General features: G+C 45.2%; 19 protein-coding genes and 1 other annotated feature. Of the genes, 5 read left to right on the top strand and 14 right to left on the bottom strand.

Annotated elements, in window-relative coordinates:
• Positions 1-89 precede the first annotated feature (89 nt).
• The 3 genes from R7E38_RS10110 to nfo all read right to left on the bottom strand — a co-directional run bounded on the left by R7E38_RS10110 (position 90) and on the right by nfo (position 2,609).
• A complete protein-coding gene (locus tag R7E38_RS10110; RefSeq protein WP_005381807.1) occupies positions 90-641 on the bottom strand; it encodes a hemerythrin domain-containing protein in 552 nt (183 codons plus the stop codon).
• A 113-nt stretch (positions 642-754) separates the two neighbouring features.
• Positions 755-1,435, bottom strand: coding sequence for a uracil-DNA glycosylase (gene ung / locus R7E38_RS10115; protein WP_005382846.1), 681 nt, complete (start codon positions 1,433-1,435; stop codon positions 755-757).
• 289 nt (positions 1,436-1,724) lie between these two features.
• Positions 1,725-2,609: a deoxyribonuclease IV gene (gene nfo / locus R7E38_RS10120; RefSeq protein ID WP_238853055.1), complete on the bottom strand. Its 885-nt coding sequence runs from the start codon at positions 2,607-2,609 to the stop codon at positions 1,725-1,727.
• Positions 2,610-2,935: 326 nt separating this feature from the next.
• On the opposite strand from nfo, the gene grcA reads away from it, so the two are divergent.
• Positions 2,936-3,313 (top strand): autonomous glycyl radical cofactor GrcA, encoded by a 378-nt coding sequence (gene grcA / locus R7E38_RS10125; protein ID WP_005381814.1) that lies wholly within the window; start codon positions 2,936-2,938, stop codon positions 3,311-3,313.
• A gap of 111 nt (positions 3,314-3,424) precedes the next feature.
• On the opposite strand, the gene R7E38_RS10130 is transcribed toward grcA, so the two are convergent.
• The 5 genes from R7E38_RS10130 to thrL all read right to left on the bottom strand — a co-directional run bounded on the left by R7E38_RS10130 (position 3,425) and on the right by thrL (position 9,124).
• Entirely contained in the window at positions 3,425-4,084 is a 660-nt protein-coding gene (locus R7E38_RS10130; RefSeq protein ID WP_238853054.1) for an NADPH-dependent FMN reductase, read from the bottom strand.
• A gap of 139 nt (positions 4,085-4,223) precedes the next feature.
• Complete coding sequence (thrC, locus tag R7E38_RS10135; protein ID WP_238853053.1) at positions 4,224-5,504, bottom strand: threonine synthase; 1,281 nt, start codon at positions 5,502-5,504, stop codon at positions 4,224-4,226.
• Positions 5,501-6,457: a homoserine kinase gene (gene thrB / locus R7E38_RS10140; RefSeq protein WP_167415670.1), complete on the bottom strand. Its 957-nt coding sequence runs from the start codon at positions 6,455-6,457 to the stop codon at positions 5,501-5,503. The genes thrC and thrB overlap by 4 nt, the downstream gene beginning before the upstream one ends.
• 20 nt (positions 6,458-6,477) lie before the next feature.
• A complete protein-coding gene (thrA, locus tag R7E38_RS10145) occupies positions 6,478-8,937 on the bottom strand; it encodes a bifunctional aspartate kinase/homoserine dehydrogenase I (protein WP_047102037.1) in 2,460 nt (819 codons plus the stop codon).
• A gap of 54 nt (positions 8,938-8,991) precedes the next feature.
• Positions 8,992-9,111: a sequence feature (Thr leader region), on the bottom strand.
• Positions 9,047-9,124 carry a thr operon leader peptide gene (gene thrL, locus R7E38_RS10150; protein WP_074192076.1) on the bottom strand — a complete coding sequence of 26 codons (78 nt, stop codon included), beginning with the start codon at positions 9,122-9,124 and terminating at the stop codon, positions 9,047-9,049. It overlaps the preceding feature by 65 nt.
• A gap of 423 nt (positions 9,125-9,547) precedes the next feature.
• Here thrL and R7E38_RS10155 point away from each other — a divergent pair, with 423 nt between their 5' ends.
• Positions 9,548-10,018: a ribonuclease regulator gene (locus R7E38_RS10155; RefSeq protein ID WP_167415017.1), complete on the top strand. Its 471-nt coding sequence runs from the start codon at positions 9,548-9,550 to the stop codon at positions 10,016-10,018.
• Here the strand turns inward: R7E38_RS10155 and R7E38_RS10160 are convergent.
• Both R7E38_RS10160 and R7E38_RS10165 read right to left on the bottom strand, forming a co-directional pair.
• Complete coding sequence (locus R7E38_RS10160) at positions 10,015-10,497, bottom strand: putative 4-hydroxy-4-methyl-2-oxoglutarate aldolase (RefSeq protein ID WP_005381822.1); 483 nt, start codon at positions 10,495-10,497, stop codon at positions 10,015-10,017. The genes R7E38_RS10155 and R7E38_RS10160 overlap by 4 nt on opposite strands.
• Before the next feature lie 64 nt (positions 10,498-10,561).
• Complete coding sequence (locus R7E38_RS10165; protein WP_053306886.1) at positions 10,562-10,969, bottom strand: DUF3293 domain-containing protein; 408 nt, start codon at positions 10,967-10,969, stop codon at positions 10,562-10,564.
• A gap of 361 nt (positions 10,970-11,330) precedes the next feature.
• Between R7E38_RS10165 and arcA the strand changes: the two genes are divergently transcribed.
• Positions 11,331-12,047: a two-component system response regulator ArcA gene (gene arcA / locus R7E38_RS10170; RefSeq protein ID WP_005381824.1), complete on the top strand. Its 717-nt coding sequence runs from the start codon at positions 11,331-11,333 to the stop codon at positions 12,045-12,047.
• 85 nt (positions 12,048-12,132) lie between these two features.
• Here arcA and R7E38_RS10175 read toward each other — a convergent pair whose 3' ends face one another.
• The 4 genes from R7E38_RS10175 to R7E38_RS10190 all read right to left on the bottom strand — a co-directional run bounded on the left by R7E38_RS10175 (position 12,133) and on the right by R7E38_RS10190 (position 17,916).
• On the bottom strand, positions 12,133-12,582 hold the full coding sequence (locus tag R7E38_RS10175; protein ID WP_054574283.1) for a hypothetical protein: 450 nt from the start codon (positions 12,580-12,582) through the stop codon (positions 12,133-12,135).
• Position 12,583: 1 nt separating this feature from the next.
• Positions 12,584-14,938, bottom strand: a complete 2,355-nt coding sequence (gene arcB / locus R7E38_RS10180) for an aerobic respiration two-component sensor histidine kinase ArcB (protein ID WP_005381826.1) — start codon at positions 14,936-14,938, stop codon at positions 12,584-12,586.
• Positions 14,939-15,175: 237 nt separating this feature from the next.
• A complete protein-coding gene (locus R7E38_RS10185; RefSeq protein WP_226083820.1) occupies positions 15,176-16,921 on the bottom strand; it encodes a GGDEF domain-containing protein in 1,746 nt (581 codons plus the stop codon).
• A 35-nt stretch (positions 16,922-16,956) separates the two neighbouring features.
• Positions 16,957-17,916, bottom strand: coding sequence for a TIGR01212 family radical SAM protein (locus tag R7E38_RS10190; protein ID WP_017633631.1), 960 nt, complete (start codon positions 17,914-17,916; stop codon positions 16,957-16,959).
• Positions 17,917-18,467: 551 nt separating this feature from the next.
• Between R7E38_RS10190 and gltB the strand changes: the two genes are divergently transcribed.
• Positions 18,468-23,018, top strand: a complete 4,551-nt coding sequence (gltB, locus tag R7E38_RS10195) for a glutamate synthase large subunit (RefSeq protein WP_226083818.1) — start codon at positions 18,468-18,470, stop codon at positions 23,016-23,018.
• On the top strand, positions 23,018-24,487 hold the full coding sequence (locus R7E38_RS10200; RefSeq protein ID WP_226083816.1) for a glutamate synthase subunit beta: 1,470 nt from the start codon (positions 23,018-23,020) through the stop codon (positions 24,485-24,487). Before gltB ends, R7E38_RS10200 begins: the two co-directional genes overlap by 1 nt.
• Positions 24,488-24,585 lie beyond the last annotated feature (98 nt).

Genomic DNA, 24,585 nt, shown 5'->3' on the forward strand with positions numbered 1-24,585 from the left:
TAAATTTTCGGTTGATTCCCAATAAATAAGAAATGTATCTCACAAACCCGAGAGACGGCTTTCGCTCGCTCAGGTTTCATCACTCAGGCTTAAACATACTCAGTATCACTTTGACGAACACGTTCGGCCAACTGCTTATAACGATCAGCAATCGTGTCACCAAACACAGGATCATCCTCACTGACGCTCCATAAGCTCTCGACATGCTGCCAATCTTCTGTGGTAAATAACTCTTCAATGAGAGGCAAAATTTTTCGCTCTTCTAGCTCCAAGTGGTGCCTTTGCGATTCTATGAAATCTTCTAGGTGAGCGACAAACATGTCTTGTGGCACAACAGCATCCTGAAGGATCATCTCTATCACGGATGAAAACTCTCTGGTTTTACTCGCTAACTCTAGATGTTCTTTCTCTAAATTTTCCATGGTTTGTTGCTTACCATAGTGTTCAAGAAAGTGGTGATAGAGGATATCTTCTTTCGGGTGGTGTACTTTCTCCGAATGATTAGAGAGGTAATCAACAATCTCGCTTACTAACGCATAGTTGATTACACGTTCTTTTTTTATCTCATTAAGCTTATGGCGCAGTATCGCCAACAGACGAACCATATAACCATGTTCGCGTCGAATTCTTTCGATCATCATAGCGTCTCTCCTTAACACCTACTTTTAGTAAGTGTACATGAGAAATTTACTATCAGCCTCGAGCATGCTCAAAAAAACAGCGATCATAGCATCCATGATCGCTGTCTCTTCATTTATACCGTTAATGGCAAATGCCAGTTAATTGGTGCTTTTTCTTGTGATGTAAGCAACTGGTTTGCTTGAGAGAAATGCTTACAACCGAAAAAGCCTCGATGTGCTGAGAGTGGCGATGGGTGTGGGGCAGCTAACACATGGTGCTTGTTGCGATCGATAAAGCGCCCTTTCTTCTGCGCGTGTGACCCCCACAGCAAGAACACTACACCTTCTTGATGCTGATTAATGGCTTCAATCACTCGATCAGTAAACGTTTCCCAACCTGTCTTTGAATGTGAATGCGCTTTACCTTGCTCCACCGTTAATACCGTATTGAGTAACAATACGCCTTGTTCAGCCCAGCTTTGCAAAAAACCATGCTGAGGGATTTGGAAACCTTCAATATCTTGCGCCAGCTCTTTATACATATTAACCAGTGACGGTGGCGTTTTAATGCCAGGAAGTACAGAGAAACACAGGCCATGCGCCTGATTTGGGCCGTGGTATGGGTCTTGTCCTAGAATCACGACCTTAACGTCTTTGAACTCGGTAAAACGAAACGCGTTAAAGACATCTTTTGCGGGAGGAAAAATAGCTTTGCCTGCGGCGCGTTCGGCTTCAACAAAATTCAAGGTGTCTACAAAGTAGCTCTGCTTTTTCTCTTCGCCGATCACATCGTGCCAAGTGGGTGACTGATTCATGGAAAGTTCCTGTCCTAAATTTTGCTTCTATTCTAACGAGCGAAACTCAAACAAACAAAAACTTACCACGAACTTGAGACAAGTAATAAAAGACTAATGCTTCTGTGGCGTTCGAAAGTGCCCCTGTCCGGTAATGTGACGATTAGGCATCGGTAAGCGAAGCACGCGACGAGTGTAAGCATAAGGAGTAAAAGAGAGTGGTCGAGACATGTTGGCATCCTTCTTTGCTAATTCAGAGATTGATGTTCAATGACTAAGAAAGAAAGGTGCCAACTTTGTGGTTACGCCATTAACTGTCAATGGCCGCTAAATGGAATTGACGCAACGTGTTGATCTCTTGCTGCCAAATATCTGGATCAATTGTTTCTAAAATCAGAGGGATACCATCAAAACGAGGGTCTTTCGCGATGTACTCAAAGCAATCCCACCCGATCTCTCCTTTACCAAGAGAATGGTGGCGATCTACTTTGCTGGCAAACTCTACTTTTGAATCATTTAGATGCATTGCTCTTAAATAGTGCATACCTACGATACGGTCGAACTCTGCAAAGGTGCGCTCGCAATCTTCTTTTGTACGTAAGTCATAACCAGCCGTAAAGGTATGGCAGGTATCAATACAAACGCCGACACGATCTTTATCTTCCACTTGCTCGATGATTTCAGCAAGGTGCTCAAACTTCCAGCCTAAGTTAGTGCCTTGACCTGCCGTATTTTCGATAACAGCGATCACATTCGGCACCGCTTTATGCGCAAGATTGATCGACTCGGCGATCGTCGCGAGACACTCCTGTTCAGAGACTTTCTTTAGGTGACTACCCGGATGGAAGTTAAGCAAAGTCAGCCCCAACTGATTACAACGCTCCATTTCATCAATAAATGCCGCGCGGGATTTATTCAGCTTTTCTTCTTCCGGCGCACCCAAGTTAATCAGATAAGAATCATGGGGAAGAATATGTTCTGCTCCGAAACCCAGCATTTTACAGTTCGCTTTAAACGCACTGATGTTTTTTGATTCTAAAGGCTTCGCCGCCCACTGGCGTTGGTTTTTTGTAAATAGTGCGAATGCATTCGCGCCAATTTCACGAGCTCTCAACGGAGCTTGATCGACCCCACCAGCAGCAGAGACATGTGCACCAATGAGTTTATTCCCAAGCTTGTTTTTCATGTTTGTCATTTAATCACTTTAGACTTTCAGTATTGCTACCTAAATACAGATAGTTGCGTTAACCAGTTTAAACTTTAATCTCAATTTGTAGTAAATTTACAACAAAATCAGTTATTAAATATTTTTTATATTATCAAATAAATTGTAATTATTTTGTTTTCAAAGGTTTTATTGATTTAACTCAATAAAATCACCTTAATAAAAATAATGTTTTTGGTTGTTTTTTGACTTAAATCAATATTAAAATAGTGGATATTAGCTATATAATACTCAGCTCAACGAAAATTCGAAAATTAACACCAATAATCACCACGTAAGTGGTCTAGGAGATAGTGATGATCCAAGGTATCCAAATTACAAAAGCGGCAAACGACGACCTACTAAACTCTATCTGGCTATTAGATAGCGAAAAAAATGAAGCTCGTTGTGTTGCTGCAACTGCTGGCTACGAAGCAGACCAAGTTATCGCAATCAGCGACCTAGGTGAATACGAAAGCCGTGAAGTTGCAATCGAAACTGCTCCTCGTATCGAAGGCGGCCAACACCTAAACGTGAACGTGCTTAAACGCGAAACACTAGAAGATGCAGTTGCACACCCAGAGAAATACCCACAACTAACTATTCGTGTTTCTGGTTACGCCGTACGTTTTAACTCGCTAACTCCAGAGCAACAACGTGATGTAATCGCTCGTACTTTTACTGAGACTCTATAATCTCTCAGTAAACTAGCTCGCTAGAATTTAAAAAGCTTGGTCTGCAATGACCAAGCTTTTTTTGTTTCAGAATCCCTCTAAACCCTTTCTATAATGGAAAGCAACTCGCCTCTAAGGTGCATTTCTTTGCGAAGGATCTTTCTGAAACGCTTGCGCTAAAGAGGTTGGATCAAGCCTATCTCTTTGCAGTGACGCCCCTTCTGCCCACCAAATCATTTGATGCATAGTGCGATTCATATAGTTGTCCCACTGCGTCTGCTCCGACTCATCCGCAGCAACGCCCTGTTCATCAAACACTTCTTGCGCTTTCGGAATGTGGATCATCGCAGAGACAGGTAGACATCCAAGTTCAGATAAGAAGGTACGCATAGAAACAGCAGCTCTAACACCACCCCATTGTCCGGCAGAATAGGTCACGATAGCACTCGGCTTGTAAGAAAACAGCGAACTGCCGAAATGGTTAAGCATGTTCGCCAAAGCAGGACTCATCGAATGGTTATATTCCGGGCTAACCATCACATACCCATCCGCATGTTTGATTTTATCTGCCAACTCACTTAGGTGCTGCGGAACTTTAGAGCGGTGATAAGCAAACTCGGGCTTAAACACATCGCCAAAGTCGTAATTCAAAGGGTCGATGATTTCGACCGTATGTTGCGAATGTTGACTCGCGATGAGTTTTTCACACGCTTTACTGACTCGCATTCCTAAACGGGCTGGTCGTGGTGGCGTGCTGTTTCTCACTGAGCCAAGAAAAATCAAAAAATGCATGCTTCTCTTTCCATCTCATTTAGTTAAGTTCGTTTCTCAATCATAAAGAGAGTCAAAACTTACCGACAATAAAAAAGGTGAATGATTACTCATTCACCTCTCGTTATTTCTGTTTTTGATACTTACTATACTTTGAAGCTTACTGCACGCGGCGCAGTACTTGTTTCAATGCGTCAAAGTCTGCGTCGAGATCTTCCGATAGCAGCTCCATCGCAGCGTGCTTCGCTAGCGGTGCAGGAAGGTCGATATCGGATTCTAGAATATCATCCACCACTTCTTTGAACTTCGCAGGGTGAGCAGTACATAGGAACAGACCGGTTTCACCGTCTTGCAGTTGTTCTTCAAGCACTCGGTAAGCAATAGCACCGTGCGGTTCACACAGGTAACCCATGGCGTATAGATCTTTTACTGACTGTGCGCTTTGCTCATCAGATACTGCGCCTTTACCTAGCGTCTCCAAGCCCCACTCTTTCACACGGCATAGCTCTTCGATACGAGGCCAGTTGTTTGGTTGGCTCACGTCCATCGCGTTCGATGTTGTTGCGACTGTTGGTTTTGGCTCCCACTTACCTGTTTCTAGGTAGCGAGGAACAGTGTCATTGGCATTAGTTGCCGCGATAAAGCGTTTGATAGGCAAGCCCAGCGCTTTTGCCAGTAGACCAGCAGTTAGGTTACCAAAGTTACCACTTGGTACTGATACCACTAGGTTTTCACGCTCTTGCTTGCTCATTTGCGCAGCTGCTTCAAAGTAGTAACAGATTTGCGCCATCAAACGGCTGATGTTGATTGAGTTGGCAGAGTTCAGACCGATCTCTTCACGCAGTGCAGAATCATCAAAAGCTTGCTTAACCAGTGCCTGACACGCATCGAAGTCTCCATCGATCGCGACAGTATGGATGTTCTTACCAAGCGTACAGAATAGCTTCTCTTGCAGTGGGCTGATCTTGCCTTTCGGGTAAAGAATCACAACGTTGATGTCTTCCATACCGTAGAAAGCATGCGCAACGGCTGCGCCAGTATCGCCGGAAGTTGCAGTTAGGATAGTGATCTTGCCGCCGTCCGAAACCGCAGCAAGAGATTGCGCCATAAAGCGACCACCAAAGTCTTTAAATGCAAGCGTTGGACCATGGAACAGTTCCAGAGCGTAAACACCGTCTTTGACCTGATTAATTGGCGCAGGGAATTGGAATGCAGCATCAACAAGAGCATTCACTTGCTCCTCTGTAAGTTCATCTCCAATTAACGCCGATAGAATCTTAGTGCTACGAGAGACAAAGTCTTCTGCAAGCAGCGCATCGATATCTTCAAATTTTGGTAATTCCGATGGGAAAAATAGGCCTTGATTGCGACCTAACCCTTGGCGAACGGCTTGGCCAAAGGAAACTTGTTCATCATTTTCTTTTATATTGTAAAGCTTCATAGCTCACTTCCTGTTACTTTCGAACCCTGCTTATCTAGACGACAAACGTGGACGAATCCTTCTTCGTTTTGTACGTAGTTTTGTTCTAACCAGCGAGCAACTCGCTCAGCGACATCTTTCTCTTTGCAAATACTGAACAGTGTCGGACCACTGCCAGAAATACCGGTTGCCAATGCACCCGCAGACGCTGCGTATTGACGTGCATTCGCAAAACCTGGAAGCAGTTTCTCACGATACGGTTCTGCGATCACGTCTTTGATCATTTTTGCAGCAAGTTCTGGCTGACCAGAATGACACGCATGAATAAAGCCCGCAAGGTGGCGACCATGAGCGATGATATCTTGTCGGCGGTATTGAGATGGTAGGATCTCACGCGCTTCCGCCGTTGATACCTTGATACCCGGATACGCCATCACCCAGTACCAATCATCAAAGCAAGGCACATCTTGACTGATGATACCCAACTCTTCAAGCATCAGTTGCACACCACCAAGGTAACATGGCGCAACGTTGTCGTAGTGAATACCACCAGAGATCTTGCCTTCCATCTCTCCCATCAGCGCTAGTAATTCTGTCTCGTTAAGTGGCTGTCCATGGAATCGGTTCAATGCATCTAATGCAGCAACGATAGAACATGCACTTGAGCCTAAACCAGAGCCAATTGGCATGTTCTTTTCTAGCGTCATCTCAAGTGGTTTTAGCTCAACGCCTTTTTTGTCTAACTCACGAGCAAACACGAGCCAACAGTCGTAGACGATGTTCTCTTTTGGTTCAGTTGGCAATTTCTCAACAAAATCACCCGCCGTTTTAAGGCTGAACGGATCAGCCCCAGATTTCACCAATACACGGTCACCCAATAGTGTGCCATCCACTGGAGACACGGCAGCCCCCAGCACATCAAAGCCAACGCTTACATTACCAATTGATGCTGGGGCATAAACCACTACATCCATATCACTTGAACTCATTATTGTTATACCCCTAGTTTCCAACCTAAAGTACGCATCACGTCAGAAAATACACCCGCAGCCGTTACTTCGGTGCCTGCACCATAGCCACGTAACACTAGTGGGATTGGCTGATAATAACGGCTGTAAAATGCCAGTGCGTTTTCACCGTCCTTGATTTTATACATTGGATCGTTTTCATCCACCGCTGCGATGCTTACTGTGCACTTGCCCTCATTAATCTCACCAACGTAGCGCAGTACTTTGCCTTCTTCCGCTGCCTTTGCAGATAACTCTTTAAAGTAAGCGTCTGCTTCAGGTAAACGCGCCATAAATTCATCAACGCTACCAGAATCATCAAAGCCTGGTGGCAGAGCTTGATCAACCACAACGTCTTCTAGTTCTAGAGACATGCCTGCTTCACGAGCCAGGATCAGAAGCTTACGCGCGACATCCATACCAGAAAGATCATCACGAGGATCCGGTTCAGTAAAACCATTTTCTTTTGCGATATTAGTTGCTTCACTTAGGCTCATACCTTCATCTAACTTACCGAAGATGTATGACAGAGAGCCAGAAAGAATACCGCTAAAGCGCTCTAGCTCATCACCCGCTGAGATTAGGTTTTGCAGGTTTTCGATTACCGGTAGACCCGCCCCCACAGTTGTTTCGTACATCAGCTTGCGACGAGAGCTGCGCGCAACATCGCGAAGCTGATGGTAGTAAGCCATGCTTGCTGTGTTTGCTTTTTTATTTGGTGTAACGACATGGAAACCAGCTGCTAGGAAATCAGCGTATTGGTTCGCGATATCTTCACTTGATGTACAGTCAACCAATACTGGGTTGATGATGTGGTTACGTTGAACCAAAGAAATCAAACGCGCTAGGCTGAACTCTTCTGTCGCTGCCGACATACGATCACGCCAATGCTCGAGTGGCAGACCTTCACTATCAAGTAAAAGACCTTTGCTGTTTGCCAAGCCACACACGCGAATAACGATGCCTTTTTCCGCAAGCTTCGCCTGTTGACGCTCGATCTGATCCACCAGCTCACCACCAACGCCACCAATACCAACCACGAAGACGTCTAGGAAGTGCTTAGAGTTGAAGAGGTTTTCGTGACACGCTTTGATTGCTTCAGAGATTTTGTCTTCAGGAATCACGGCTGAGATAGCACGCTCAGATGAGCCCTGTGCAATTGCCACAATGTTTACGTTCACTTCAGCAAGAGATGAGAAGAAGCGAGATGCAACACCGCGCGATGTACGCATGCCGTCACCAACCAACGTTATGATTGAAACATTATCAATAAACTCGACCGGCTCTAATAAGCTATCTTTCAGTTCCAACTCAAACGCATCGGCCAGTACTTGTTGCGCTTTTGCTTTATCTTCTGCCTCAATACAGAAGCTAATGCTGTACTCAGAAGAAGACTGAGTAATAAGAACAATAGACACACCAGCGGAAGACATTGCGCCAAACACGCGGCTTGCCATGCCAACCATACCCTTCATACCTGGGCCGGAGACGTTAACCATAGTTAGGTCGTTTAGCGTCGTGATACCTTTGATCGCCAGGTTGTCTTCACCAGTGTCTTGCCCAATCAGGGTACCTGCACCTTGTGGGTTAAAGCTGTTTTTGATCAGACATGGGATGTGGAACTGCGCGATAGGAGCAATGGTCTTCGGATGCAAAACGGAAGCACCGAAGTAAGAAAGCTCCATTGCTTCTTGGTAGCTAAGAGATTTAAGTAAGCGAGCATCTTCCACTAAACGAGGGTCGCAGTTGTATACACCGTCTACGTCAGTCCAGATCTCACAACAATCTGCGCGCAGACACGCCGCAAGAACCGCCGCCGAATAATCAGAGCCATTGCGACCAAGTGTTACCAATTCACCTTTCTCGTTACCTGCGGTAAAGCCAGGCATGATATTCACATGGCCCAGAGGAAGAGGGTTTTGGCGGAAGTTTTGCGTTGAAACATCTACATCAACCATGGCTTCAAGGTGATCACCTTTTGCGTATAGGTATTCAACTGGGTCGATAAGATGTGCTGGCTGGCCTTTGGCTTCTAACACCGCTTTCATCAATTGAATCGAAACGCGTTCGCCTTTGCTAATAATACGTGCATTAACATTGTTTGGGCACATGCCAAGAAGATTGATGCCATGAACGAATTGGCGTAATTGAGAGAGAGAAGTTTTCACTTGGTTATCGAAAGCTGAACCATCGATATTGGGTAGTACTGCTTGGATTTGAGTGAAGAGCGTTTTAAACGACTCCTCCAACTCTTTGATTTGTAGTTCTGCTTCACCATTGCGCAATGCGCCTTCAATGACCGCAACCAATTTGTTTGTTGTTTTACCAGGAGCGGAAAGAACAACCGCTACTTCTTCTTGTTGAGCGTTATTGGCAATAATGTCTGCCGCTCTCAAAAAGCGATCTGCATCAGCTAGTGATGATCCGCCAAACTTCAATACTCGCATCCCTTCCTCCGGTATATCTTCTTAAATTTGTCTAAATTCTGGATAAAAAAAGCATAAAAAAAGGCCTGTATCTTGTTGGATACAGGCCTTTTTTGTGAATTTCTTTCGCTCAGCAGCCTGCCCCAACATGTGTCGTGTCGGTAATAATAATGGTCGTGGTCATTACTACTAGGCTGTTAGATGGCATAAATAAATATTCAACGTTAATTGTGTTTGCTTAACTCTACGTTTACCGAGTTTCTGATACATAGTCAACAAAAAATTGTTTGTTTTTCCATCTTTCAGAGATTTCTGCTAATCAATGTCATTGATATTTATAGTTAATTACACATTATTGATCATTTGAAAATCTACAGTTAGTTTTTGTAAAGGACTTAACCATCATCACCAGTTCGGTTTTTTATCTAATAACTAGTCTGATCTTTGCCATAAAACGTACGATCAAATAATTCGAGAGGGTTGTGACACATAACAACAACTTAACTGTGACTTATGTTCATAGGATCGAATTATTTAGAAAATAGGTGAGCTAGCTTTCATATTCTATGCTTTAATAGTGAGAAGCTTTGGGCGCATACTAATAAAAAAGTTGACACAAGGAGTGGTGAACATGAAAAGAGGGCTTTTTCTGTTGCTGTTTTTTGTGCCTGGTGTTTGTCTAGCCAACGAGCTTCCGCCGCTTCCAGGTAAAACATCCCCTTCTCCTCATAAACTATTCATTTCCAGCGACAGTTATCAGTCTGACAGTTTTGATGTTTGGAATATCGATACGGGTTACGCTTACGAACTTTTTGATTCGGTAGACGTTTATGTCGGTGCACGAGTCAATAACTCTCCTACCCAAAATCAAAGTGGTTTTTTGAGTGGGATCAGCTATCACTTTAATGATCGTGTCACGCTGAAAAGTACAGTTCGCTCTTACAAGAACGAAACAGCGGAAGGTATTCGCCAAGACGACAGTAGCCTCGCGGCTGAAGTCTCAAGTCGCGTAAAAATTACCGATAAACTGGATCTTCACGCGACTCTTGATTACCAAGATTGGCAACAAGGCTTTGAAGTTGGTCTAGGCTTTCGTTTTTAGAAGTCCAGCTTTTGCTTAGAAATCAATACACCGTTCCAGTCCGCGTAAACGTAGTGCTTAGGTTGAACGATTTGGTTTTGCATCGTTAAGGTTACGTTTACCTCTCCTATCCCACGCTTCTCTGTTTTAAACGGGTTGGTGCCAAGAGCTTGAACGCCAATGTCCATTTGAGATATTTGTGCTACGTCGCGTATTGCACCATAGACAATGATGCCTTCCCACCCATTTTCTATTCCGAGTATCGCTAATTGATCGCCGAGTAATGCTCTCTGACACGATCCATGCCCGTCAACAATCAATACTTTACCCGTTCCATCTTCGCCCAGTACTTCACGCACTTTCGAGTTATCGTGATAGCAGCGCACCGTAACGATTTCACCGTAAAAAGCGCTACGTTGACCAAAGTTCTGCAATGGTAAAGTAAGCAAGCTCACTTGGTCTTCAAATTGGTCACAAATATCGGGTGTAATGTCTCTCATATTTCCTCCGTGAATTTTCTCACCCAAGCGGTGCTTCAGTGAGCAGTATCCTTTTCTATACCTTCTATACGAGCCGAGGCTTAATGGAGCCTAACGTATGAAAAACTTTCGGCTGCGAGCACGCAATAAGATAAAGTTGGTCATTAATGACGTAATAAATCGCGTTTTGTTGAAAGTCATTCGCCAATTCAACGGCTACCTCTGGCGACAACTCGACGGCAAAGCTTTCCTCATACCATGTAAAAGCGCTATCACCTACCGTGACAGGCGCGTAATTAACGTGCTGTAGCTGTTTTTCTAACGCGTGATTGTTTATGCTGTTCTCTTCTTTGGACCTCAAGTTACTGTATGGGTTCCAAGCGGTTATCACAGCATAGTTTGAAACACGCCACTCGGCTTCGAATCTGAAAAAAGATTCTGAATAAGCATTCCATAACGAAGCGTCTATGTTCGTATTACTTTTTTCTATCATAAGTCTTAAACGATTAATAACAGTTACATTTCATCAATTGATATAAATCAACAAACTGAATGGAATTAACATTTGAGCATTGTTAGCATGCTGTTAACAATATAAAATCCGCTCAATATCTTAGGGTGTTTACGTTTCAGGCCCCACTGAAAGCAGGAAATGAAAGGTAAACAAGCCCTTTAGAATAAACGTCGCCATTGGATACTGGTGAGTTGGCAAAATTCCATGGAGGGCGGATAACTGAAAGAAGTGTTTTTTTGATCAACTTGATTTATTATCAAAATCACATTACCTGTATGTTATATTTTTGCCTAGAATTTATTCTATTAGCACAATTTTGTCACAAATTTAGGTACCGCCAATGCAAACCCCGCAGATTCTTATCGTTGAAGATGAGCAAGTAACTCGTAACACTCTTAAGAGTATTTTTGAAGCAGAGGGATACGCTGTTTTTGAAGCCAGTGACGGTGAAGAGATGCACCAAGTGTTGTCTGATAACTCAGTCAACTTGGTTATTATGGACATTAATCTTCCAGGCAAGAATGGCCTTCTACTAGCGCGTGAATTACGCGAGCAAGCGAACATTGCTTTAATGTTCCTGACAGGCCGTGACAATGAAGTAGACAAGATCCTAGGTCTTGAGATTGGTGCAGATGACTACATCACTAAACCATTCAATCCACGTGAGCTAACTATTCGTGCACGTAACCTACTTAGTCGCTCAATGAGCTCTAACGCGGTGCAAGAAGAGAAGCGCTCGGTAGAAAAGTATGAATTCAACGGTTGGGTACTAGACATCAACAGCCGCTCTCTAGTAAGCCCTGCTGGTGATAGCTACAAGCTACCTCGCTCTGAGTTCCGCGCACTACTGCACTTCTGTGAGAACCCGGGTAAGATTCAAACTCGTGCAGATCTTCTTAAGAAGATGACTGGTCGTGAACTTAAGCCACACGACCGTACTGTAGACGTAACGATTCGTCGTATCCGTAAGCACTTTGAGTCTGTTTCAGGCACGCCAGAAATCATCGCCACTATCCACGGCGAAGGTTACCGCTTCTGTGGCGATCTAGAAGACTAGATTTAACCGCTAATATCCGAAGGGCTTGCTCATTGAGCAAGCCCTTTTTGTTTTGAGTCTAACGACTAATGCAACATCATTGCGGTTAATAAACCTTGTTAATCTTCACGTACTTTTCGACTAACCAACGCTGTTTACCCGCATCGTCTAGAAGCACTGCGATATCAACCGATTTTTCTGTGTTCACATCAATGTGAGACGAGAACGCCACCTCCCATCGGCTTTCACTGTGCGTTCGAGTATCTAAAGACGCACTGTCCACCAACCACTCTTTTTGCCCCTGTTTAATAATAAGAGCTTCTGCCGTTAGATTTGCAGGAAGTAACTGATCTCCTTCGAGGTAAAGTGCACCTTGAATACTTTGCTCTTCCACGTCCCCAATATTCGGCATGAGGTTCACCCATAAATTACTTTTGAGCTCAACATTAACCTCATTAATCGTAATCTGACTGTTTTGTTGCCAATTCACATTTGGAACGGAACTACAGCCTGCCATCAATGCCATGACTAACGCCAATGGTGCGATTCTTTTCATGTTATTTCCTTTGTTCCAACCAACTTTTGAGGACTTGAATATCGTTTTGGTATTCATTTTTGATCTCTTCAACCCAGTCTGAAATGTTTTCCCACCATGCAGGCATATCGGGCGATTGCGCTTTTTGCGCCACACTTTGGATACGTTTCAGGCCAATTGAACCTGCAGCACCTTTGATTTTATGCGCTTCAGAAACAATCCCATCTTGATCTTTCGCTGTCATGTTCGAATCTAAGACATCGATATAGTCTGGCATCATATCTTCAAACATTTTTATGCTGTCGTAGACAGGTTTTGCACCAACAATGTCGACGTAAGACTCTAACATATCCATATCGAGCAAATGTGTCTCAATCACAGGAGAAGGCACTGGCTCTTCCACTGTTTCGGGACCGCTCACCACTTCCTTAGGTTGTTCTAACTGGTGAGCGAAGAATTTATCAATCACTGACTGAATAGCATTCACTGCCAGCGGCTTACTGATCGCATCATCCATGCCGTTATCTAAGTATTCACGACGATCTTTCATTACATTAGCAGTTAAGGCGACCAATGGAGGAAGATTGTTATAATGCTTGCGGTAATAATTGGCGACATCAAAGCCCGTCATATCAGGCAGTTGGATATCCAACAACGCTAAGTCGTATTTTTCTGGCACAAAGTTCACTAACGCTTCTTGGCCCGTCATTGCCACGGTGACAGAGTGCCCTAGGCTCTCAAGTAACGATTTAGCCACAGTTACGTTAAGCTCGATGTCTTCGACCATAAATATGTTGAGGCGCACATTGTCGCGTTTCGCATCAATGACTGGCTCAGCTAGTTCAACAATCGGAACGTGGATCGATACAGTAAAAGTGCTACCAAAGCCTTCCTCACTGGTAACCGTAATGTCACCATCCATCATATTGATCAGTTGCTTAGATACCGCCAAACCAATACCTGTACCGACCGCATGCAGGTTGTCCTTGCCTGATTTCACTTGGTAGTACATCGCAAAGATCTTATCTAGCTCTTCGTCTGGGATACCAATACCAGTGTCTTCCACTTCCATAATAATGGTCGCAAAATCGTCTTCGACATCCGCGCTCACTGTCATCACAACGCCACCTTCTTTGGTGAACTTCATTGCGTTGCTGACCAAGTTCCAAATCACCTGACGTAGACGGGTTGCATCCACTTCAATTGCTTTTGGCAAGTCGCTTAAACGTTCTAAGTCAAAGCGTAACCCTTTTTGTTCCGCCATCAGAGCAGAGATACTCTCAATCTCTGCGACGAAGTCTTCGAAGTTAAGTGGCGCAGGTAATAGTTCTAACTTACGGCGATCAAATTTATCCATATCGATAATATCGTTGAAGATGTTACCTAGCGTAATCGCACTCACATTGATGGTCTGCATGTGTTTACGCTGCTCTTCTGTCAACGGACTATCTAGAAGCATACGACTTAAGCCTACAATGCCATTCAGCGGCGTTCGCAGCTCATGACTGATGGTTGAGATGAAGGTAGTTTTGTCGCGGCTTGCTTTCTCTAACGACTCTTCATGGCGCTTACGTTCAGTGATATCACGACCGAACCCAACGAGACCAAGGTGGCGGCCATCTTTGCTGTAAAATGGCACTTTACGCAGCTCAAAGTAATGCTTGCGACCATCTGGGTATTCGAGCCATTGCTCGTAAGTAATCGCTTGATTATCGGCAAAAACCTTTTGGTCAGTATCAACGATATGCTCGGCGATTTCTTTGCTATACACATCCCAAGGGCTTAATCCGACTAACTGGTGCTCTTTCTTGCCCGTTAGCTCTTCCATCGCGCGGTTACAGCCAGAGAAAACACCATCCGCATTGCGGTAGTAAATTAAGTCTGGTGAGGCATCAATAAATGAACGCAGTAATGCGGTACGTTCTGCCAACTCTAATTGAGTACGTTCGCGTTGGAACACCTCGTTTTCGAGGTCTTGCATCGCCTCTTCACGTGCTTCTTCCGCTTTAATACGCTCTTCAATTTCTTGGTTAAGCTTTTCAATGTTTTGTTGAAGTTGGTAATTCAACTCTTGATCTCGCGAACGCATGTCCTTCAGTTTGGACACCAGCTTAGTTAAACGCTGGCGAGACTCTTCTAGTTGATCGACAACCACAGAGAGGAAGTAAACCGCCCAAGGGGTGATCAATAGACCAAAAAACACCGAACGGACAATGTCGATATCATCTACTCGCCCTTTAAGAGCTAAAGTAATCCCTACCTGCACCACAACAGCTAATGCCACCAGCGCAAGGGCTAGCAAAATAGAGAAGCGAACAATCCCCAGTTTGACTAGCAAGTCGACATAATACTGGGCGAGATTTTTCATGGGTTTCATTAACTACTCCATGGTGGTGGCTAGATAGCGCCATTCGATGATGAAAAACAGGTAAATGCACTCGACCTAACGCAATTTAGGTCTGTTTGATTAGTGAAAAACACACGGTGCGATCTGCGCTTGTGACACGAGATAGAAAGATAAACCAACGAGCGCACAGGCTTCTGTAAGTTTAACGTGTTTAATACGGTGATTTAAACAATCAGCTATCAACTTAGAGCAAGCGGTCACAAAGCGTTAGCAAGAACTGGGGTGAATACAGGTGCGATTACGTCCATCAGCTTTAGCTTGATATAACGCACTGTCAGCCATAGCGATGCCCATTTCGGGTTCATCACCATGCTGAGGAATGTAAGAGACCAGACCGATACTGACGGTAAGGCGTTCAGATGCTTCTGAACTGTCGTGTTCCATATCAAGCTGTAGAATTTTCTCATGAATACGCTGCGCTACGTTGCGCGCACCTTCCGTGGTGGTATTCGGCAATATAAAACCAAACTCCTCGCCACCATAACGCGCAACACAATCCGAAGAACGATTGATGACTTGTGTAAACACGGTAGCGACACTGACTAACGCTTCATCACCTTGTTGGTGACCGTAACAGTCGTTGTAATCTTTGAAAAAGTCGATGTCACATAACATGATGGTGAGCGGCAGCTTTTCTCTAGCATGGTGGTACCACAATACCTGCAGTTGTTCATCGAAACGGCGTCGGTTCGATACTTGAGTTAAGCTATCCATAAAGCTCAATTTTTCTAACTCTAGGTTGGCTTTTTCCAACTTTTGTTCTGCAAGATAACGCTCAGAAATATCACGCGCCATGATCAGCACACCATTCGTTCCTGATGCTTTATCTTTAAAAGGCGATTTCACCACATCAAACCACGTACTTTTACCATCACTACTCACGACTTTATCTATGTATCGAACTGGCTCTAACTGGCGTAATGCTTCTAAGTCACTGTCTGCTAAGCGCGCGTACATCTCTTTAGGAATCACGTCTTGGAGGCGCTTACCTATCAAATCAGAAATTTTTGAAATGCCTAACGCCTTAACAAAAGGCTGATTACACGCTTGATAGACCATGTTCTCATTGAAAATACCAATAGAGTCCGGACTGGCATCCAGAATCGTTTGTAAGATAGTATCTCTTTGCGCTAGCGCCACCTCTGTATCTTTGCGACGCTCCATTTCATCTCGCAGATTCTGTTGCATCTTGTGCCATTCAGTCACGTCATGACTAATAGACAGCGTACCGATAAGCTCACCACTCGGCGAAACAAGAGAGTTTTGATTGACTTCCAGTAAGCAACTTCGACCTTGTGGATCCGTTGTCCATTTACGTTCGCTTTTTCTGGTCATCTCACCCAAGGTCTTGGATGCGCAAGCTTCTTCCCTTCGCCCTTGCCAGAATTGATCAAATGCTCGATTGGTCGTTAACAGATTGCCTTGGCGGTCTTGGGTACAAATTAGCTCTGAAAGTGAGTCTAATGCCGAACGTGCGATGATTAATTGGGCAAGTTCTTGTTGCTGCTCTTGGTGAGTGGCTTGATATGGCTGAGCATAAAGAATCCAAACTCGATGATTGCGCAATAAACTCTTTCTGCCTGACAGCTCCACTTTAATAGATTCACTATCAGATAGTCGCCAGTCAAAAGCCTGCTGACGAAAATGACGACTAGAGAAGCGATCGAGAAACTGCTCAAGCTCATGAATATCGAATAAAGCAGGATACAAATACCCCGTTCCCAAAGAGCGAATGCCTAATAACTGCATCGCAGCCTGGTTAGATAGCAAGAGCTGAGCATGGCTAGTGTCCACCACTATGACTGGATAGGGAGAATCCGTTACTAGTTTCTTAAGTGACGTCTGAAAGTGCAAATAGATCAGTGCTAACGCACACACGCCTGCGATTAATAACAAGACGACATAGCCATAACCGCCTTGACCACCCCAAAGCCAATTGAGTAACTGATCCATCGTTTAAACCTTCAAAAAACACTGGTTAAAATATATCAGTTATTTATTGAGCGATCTGCTATTAATTCCGGTTTAGTATAGATAAAGGTATTCCCCGTAAGACTCCCTTGAGCACCATGAGCACTGAGATCTCGACCAATTTCCGTCATCGCTAGCCAACGGTTTTCACACCACAGAGGCGATAATAACGTGGGCCTCCTGGCTGCTGATGAAACGCGATGATAAATCACATCTGGTGGTGTCATACGAATCATTTCACTGGCGATCGCAACATATTCTTCTAATTCAGGGGCTTCTAGCTTTCCAGCACGCCAAGCTTTCGCCATGGTGCTACCTTCGACAATATGCAAGCCATGTAACTTGATGCCATCCGTTCCCACGGCCAACACTTTTTGCAGCGTTTCAATATTTTCGGCGCGGGTTTCTTTGGGTAAACCCACAATTAAGTGAGTACAAACCTTGATTCCGAGTGTTCGCGCACGCTTAGTGATTTCGGCATAACACTCAAAGTCATGACCACGATTGATACGTTTTAGGGTGTCATTGTTGGCGGTTTGAAGACCTAGTTCTAGCCAAATTTCATAACCTTGCTGTACATAGCCCGACAGTAAATCCAATACCGCATCAGGGACGCAATCAGGACGCGTCCCCACACAAAGACCAACCATGTCTGCAGCCTTTAGTGCTTCCTCATACATGTTTTTGAGAACTTGTACTTCGGCATAGGTACTGGTGTAGGCCTGAAAATAAGCGAGATACTTCTTCGCTCTGTGAATTTCACCTGCGCGATCTTTTAACTGTTCGTGAATGCTTTTTATCTGGACTTCTTCATCTGCAAACGAAGCCACATTGCAAAATGTACATCCTCCCCGCCCAATCGTGCCATCGCGGTTAGGGCAACTAAATCCACCGTGCAATGTTAACTTATGAACCTTTTCACCGTATCGACGCTGAAGATCTTGGCCGATTGTATTGACCAACTCATGTAACTGCATAAATTCTCACCAACAATAAATCGTAATCAATCTCACTACGATCTGTGTAAATAAATTACATCCCTGCAAGAAAAAACACACAATATTAATCAATTCAAACACCCATCATGCGGGTCAAAATCAATAAACTTGCATAATTAAAGGCAAAAATCGTTCATGTTGCGTAAATGTTAAACTAAAAATGCATAATTAAACGAAAAAATTGGGTCACAACGCCGACTTTTTCATTGCATTCTGAAGTGACAAAATTGTAGGATACTTACACAACCCCGTTATTTTTGTGACTTTTATTACAAAGCACACTGCGGGATTTGTCGGTGTTATCCCACTCCTACCTATATAAATCACTAGATAGTGATAATAAATAAAGGGATACCACCAAGGATTGTTTTTCTCGTAAAACTTTTCCTGCGAGATACGGAAAGGAATCAAGACCGGTCAACCTAGATCGGTGGCGATAATAAATATAAAGGACAAGACGTAATCAATAGTCTAGGTAGTATTTGCTGCCCGGTACTTTTGCGTCGACATTGAACTGGAAGGATGTATCTATGGTAGATAGAGAGCAAAATCCACAGGGTCTGTACACTCCAGAACTGGAGCATGACGCTTGTGGTATCGGTTTTGTTGCTCACCTTAAAAACCGTAAATCTCATGAAGTAGTGACTCAAGCATTGGATATGCTGGCTCGCATGGAACACCGTGGTGGTCAAGGTTGTGACCCATGCAGCGGTGACGGTGCGGGTATCTTGCTACAAAAACCTCATGAATTCCTATTAGAAGAAGCCGTTAAGCTAGGCATTAAACTGCCTTCGTTTGAAAAGTATGGTGTTGGTGTCGTTCTTTTCCCGAAAGACGAATACAAACGCGAACAATGCCGTGACATTTTAGAGCGTAATGCCAAACGCTTAGATCTCGAAGTCATCGGCTACCGCGTATTACCAACCGACAACTCCATGATTGGTGCCGATCCTCTAAGCACAGAGCCTCAATTTGAGCACGTGTTTATCTCCGGCGGCCCTGGCATCACGCCTGAAGAGCTAGAACGCAAACTTTACGTACTTCGTAATTACACCGTACGCGTTTGCCTAGAAAGCGTTTCGAACATTGGTGACGACTTCTACATTAACTCCATGTCTTACAAGACATTAGTGTACAAAGGTCAGTTAACGACTGAGCAAGTACCTCAGTACTTCCTCGATCTGCAAAACCCGACCATGGTGACTGCACTGGCACTGGTACACTCTCGTTTCTCTACCAACACCTTCCCGAAATGGCGTCTTGCACAGCCTTTCCGTTACATTGCCCACAACGGCGAAATCAATACAGTTCGCGGTAACTTGAACTGGATGAAAGCCCGTGAAGCAATCCTAGAATCAGACCTGTTCACTCAGGCTGAAATCGACATGCTTCTTCCAATCTGTCAGGAAGGCAGCTCGGATTCATCTAACTTTGACATGGCACTTGAGCTCCTAGTTCTGTCTGGTCGCAGCCTGCCACACGCATTGATGATGATGATTCCTGAAGCATGGCAAGAAAACAAAAACATGGATCCTAAACGTCGCGCGTTCTATCAGTACCATGCGAACATCATGGAACCATGGGATGGCCCGGCTTCCGTATGTTTTACTGATGGTGTTCAAGTTGGTGCGACACTAGACCGTAACGGTTTGCGCCCTTCTCGCTACACAGTGACCAAAGATAACTTCCTAGTGATGGCATCTGAATCTGGTGTTGTGGATATAGAACCAGAAAACGTTGAGTTCCGTGGTCGCCTACAGCCAGGTCGTATCTTCGTTGCAGACCTAGAACAAGGTCGAATCATCTCTGATGAAGAAGTGAAAGACACCATCGCAACGGCACAGCCTTACGAGAAGTGGGTAGAAGAAAACCTACTGAGCTTGAAGAAGCTGCCAGATGCGAGCAACCAGTTCAGCCAACCTAAGCCAGAACACCTTCTACACCGCCAACAAGCGTTTGGCGTAAGCACTGAAGAAGTGAACGAAATCATCGTTCCAATGGCGAATGACGCGAAAGAACCATTATCAGCAATGGGTGCCGACTGGCCTCTTGCGGTTCTCTCTCATCAATCTCAGCACCTTTCAAACTACTTCAAGCAGCTGTTTGCACAGGTAACTAACCCACCGATCGACCCGATCCGTGAGCGCATGGTTATGTCGCTGAACACTTACTTGGGTAAAGACCAAAACCTTCTGACTGAAACACCACTTCACTGTCAGAAAGTAGAATTGGAATCGCCTGTTCTAGCCAACTCTGAGCTTGAAAAATTGCGTGCGATCGATAACGAGCACCTACAAGCGAAAACGTTGGATATCGTATTCCAAGCTAGTGAAGATCAAGGCAAACTTGAGCGTGCATTAAAACGTATCTGCCAATACGCAGAAGACGCGGTTATCGATGGTTATTCAATCATCCTACTCACTGACCGCGCAGTGAATTCAAACCACGCGGCGATCCCAGCAATGCTGGCAGTTGGCGCAGTACACCACCACTTGATCCGTAAAGGTCTACGTGCGAAGTGTGACATCGTGGTTGAAACTGGTGACGCGCGTGAAACGCACCACTTTGCAACGCTACTTGGTTACGGTGCGAATGCGGTTAACCCTTACCTAGTGATTGAAACCATCATTGAACTTCAACGTACGAAGAAGTTGGATCCAGAAGCGAACCCTCGCGATCTGTTCAACAACTACCGTAAAGCGATCAATGGCGGTCTTCTGAAGATCTTCTCGAAGATGGGCATCTCTACGCTACAGTCGTACCATGGTGCGCAAATCTTCGAAGCATTGGGTATCCACAAATCCGTGGTCGACAAATACTTCACAGGGACGGTTTCTCGTATCCAAGGTCTAACCCTTGATGATATCGCCAAAGAAGTACTTATCCGTCACCGCATCGGTTACCCACAACGCGAAATCCCAATTCAAATGCTGGATGTTGGTGGTGTTTACCAATGGAAACAGCGTGGTGAGAAGCACCTATTCAACCCAGAAACCATTTCTCTACTGCAAGAGTCTACGCGCAACAAGAACTACGATCAGTTCAAGCAATACGCGACTGCTGTAGATAAGCAAGGTGACAACGCGGTAACCCTGCGTAGCCAACTTGAGTTCATTAAGAACCCCGCTGGTTCTATCTCTATCGACGACGTCGAGCCAATTGAAAGCATCGTGAAACGCTTCGCGACAGGTGCAATGTCATTCGGTTCTATTTCTTACGAAGCACACTCCACACTGGCTGTTGCGATGAACCGTCTTGGCGCGAAATCGAACTCTGGTGAAGGTGGTGAAGACCCAATGCGTTTCGAGCGCAAAGAGAACGGCGATTGGGAACGCTCTGCAATCAAACAGGTGGCTTCAGGTCGTTTCGGCGTAACCTCTTACTACCTAACTAACGCTGAAGAGCTACAAATCAAGATGGCTCAAGGCGCGAAGCCAGGTGAAGGTGGTCAGCTACCAGGCGATAAAGTAGATGACTGGATCGGTGCTACACGTCACTCAACTCCGGGCGTTGGCCTTATCTCGCCACCGCCACACCACGATATCTACTCAATCGAGGATTTGGCTCAGCTTATCTATGACTTGAAGAACGCGAACCGCGCGGGCCGTGTAAACGTGAAGCTGGTATCGGAAGCTGGCGTAGGTACGATCGCTTCTGGTGTAGCGAAAGCGAAAGCGGACGTTGTACTTATCGCTGGTTTCGACGGTGGTACAGGTGCATCACCAATGTCTTCAATCCGTCATACCGGTCTTCCTTGGGAACTTGGCTTGGCAGAAACGCACCAAACGCTACTAAAGAACGGTCTACGTAACCGTATCGTGGTTCAAGCGGATGGTCAGATGAAGACACCTCGCGACCTTGCAGTGGCAACACTACTCGGTGCAGAAGAATGGGGCGTGGCAACCGCAGCATTGGTGGTTGAAGGTTGTATCATGATGCGTAAGTGTCATAAGAACACCTGTCCTGTTGGTATCGCGACTCAAAACAAAACACTTCGCGAGCGCTTTGATGGTCGCGTAGAAGACGTCGTTACCTTCTTCCAATACATGGCACAAGGTCTACGTGAAATCATGGCTGAACTTGGCTTCCGCACTATCGATGAGATGGTCGGTCAAGGTCAGAAGCTGAAGATTCGCCAAGACATTTCTCACTGGAAATACAAGAACCTAGATCTGTCTCCTGTTCTCCACGTTGAGCAACCACGTGAAGCTGATGGTGTATTCAACCAAGCTCAACAGAACCACAACCTAGAAGAAGTGCTAGACCGTAAGCTGATTCAAGCAGCGATTCCTGCACTCGAGAAAGGCGAAGCGGTGAATGCCGAGTTCCCTATCGTTAACACGGACCGCTCTGCAGGTACCATGTTGTCGAACGAAATCTCGAAAGTGTACAAAGATGCCGGTCTACCTCAGCCAATGAACGTGAAGTTCAAAGGTTCTGCGGGTCAGTCATTCGGTGCATTCCTAGCTAAGGGCGTGAAGTTCGAAGTGGAAGGCGACGCGAACGACTACTGGGGTAAAGGCTTATCTGGCGGTACCTTAGTACTTTACCCAGATGCAAAATCAAGTATTGTCGCGGAAGACAACATCGTGGTTGGTAACGTGTGTTTCTACGGTGCAACTTCGGGTGAGTCTTTCATTCGCGGTATGGCTGGTGAACGTTTCTGTGTTCGTAACTCAGGCGCGAAAGTAGTAGTAGAAGGCGTCGGTGACCACGGTTGTGAATACATGACGGGCGGTGCAGCAATTATCCTAGGTTCAACAGGTCGTAACTTTGCCGCAGGTATGAGTGGCGGCGTGGCATACGTATGGGATAAATCAGGTGACTTTGAGTCGAAACTGAACCCAGAGCTAGTAGACCTAGATCCAATCGAGCAAGAAGACAGAGATCTATTACTCGACATGCTAACTAAGCATGTTCAATTCACAGGAAGTGAAGTCGCTCAGTCTTTCCTAGACAATTTTGAAGCTAGCCTAGCCTCTATGGCTAAGGTAATGCCGCGTGACTACAAAGCGGTTCTTCAAAAACGCAAAGCTGAAGCACTGTCTCAAGGAAACGAAACTCAAGTGGAGGCCGTATAATGGGTAAGCCTACTGGATTTTTAGAGCATGGTCGTGAACTACCACAGAAGATTGACCCAGCTGAACGCATCAAGAACAACAAAGAGTTCGTTCTGAACGAGGAGTTTGGTGACAAGATCAATACTCAAGCTTCTCGTTGTATGGATTGTGGCGTGCCGTTTTGTCATAACGGCTGCCCTATCGGTAACATCATCCCAGAATTTAACGACGCGGTTTATCGTGATAGCTGGGAAGAAGCTTGGAACATCCTAAGCTCGACGAACAACTTCCCAGAGTTTACTGGTCGTGTTTGCCCTGCTCCATGTGAAAGTGCTTGTGTTCTTGGTATCAACCAAGACCCAATCACTATCTGTAATATCGAAAAAACCATCGTAGAAACGGCGTATCGTGAAGGGTACGCCAAACCAAAAACACCACGCTCTCGCACTAGCAAAACCGTTGCGATCATTGGTTCAGGTCCTGCTGGCCTTGCAGCTGCTGAGCAGCTAAACAGCGCAGGTCATACTGTGACGGTATTCGAGCGAGACGAGAAAGTGGGCGGTCTACTACGTTTTGGTATCCCAGACTTTAAACTGAGCATGGAAGTCATTGATCGCAAGATCAATCTAATGGCAGAAGCTGGCATTGAGTTTAAAGTAAACCAACACGTCGGTGTTGATGTAAATGCTCAACAATTGCGTCAAGAGTTCGATGTGGTTCTACTAACCGGTGGCTCAACGGTTCCACGTGATTTGCCCGTTCCGGGTCGTGAACTAAAAGGCGTTCACTTCGCGATGGAATTCCTAGGTCAAAACAACCGTCGCGCCAATAACATGGACCTGAAAACGGAAGAAATTCACGCTGCGGGTAAACATGTTGTGGTTATCGGTGGTGGTGATACGGGTTCAGACTGTGTGGGAACATCAAACCGTCACGGCGCAGCAAGTGTAACTCAAGTGGAAATCATGCCGATTCCACCAGAAAAGCGTCCTGCCAATATGCCTTGGCCACAGTACCCGATGATCCTACGTACTTCGACATCTCATGAAGAAGGCGTTGATCGTCACTGGAACATCTTAACCAAAGAGTTCATCGGCAATGACAAAGGTGAAGTTACCGGTCTTCGTCTAGCTGATATCGTTTGGCAAGATGCAAAACCTGGCGAGCGTCCAAGCTTCAAAGAAGTAGAAGGCAGCGAGCGGGTGATTCCATGTGATATAGCATTTCTAGCGATGGGCTTCCTACACCCTGAACCAACGGGCGTACTTGCTCAACTGGATATCGCGCTAGATGATCGTGGTAACGTAGCAACTCAAGGTTTTGCTACTAACCAAGAAGGTGTATTTGCTGCTGGTGATATGCGAACAGGCCAATCTTTGGTGGTTCGTTGTATCAACGAAGGCCGTGAATGTGCCCGTGCTATCGATGATTACTTAATGGGTGGCACAAACCTAGAAGCAAAAGCAGATTCACTGATGCTTTCTGCTTAACGAAGCAGATGCTTCTCTCTTTCAATTGCCTAATAGCCATCAGCAATATCGATGGCTATCGGTGAAGAAAGAAAACAATTCCTTCCAATCTTTCTATT

The organism is Vibrio sp. Vb2131, from assembly GCF_033338535.1.
GTDB lineage: Bacteria > Pseudomonadota > Gammaproteobacteria > Enterobacterales > Vibrionaceae > Vibrio > Vibrio alginolyticus.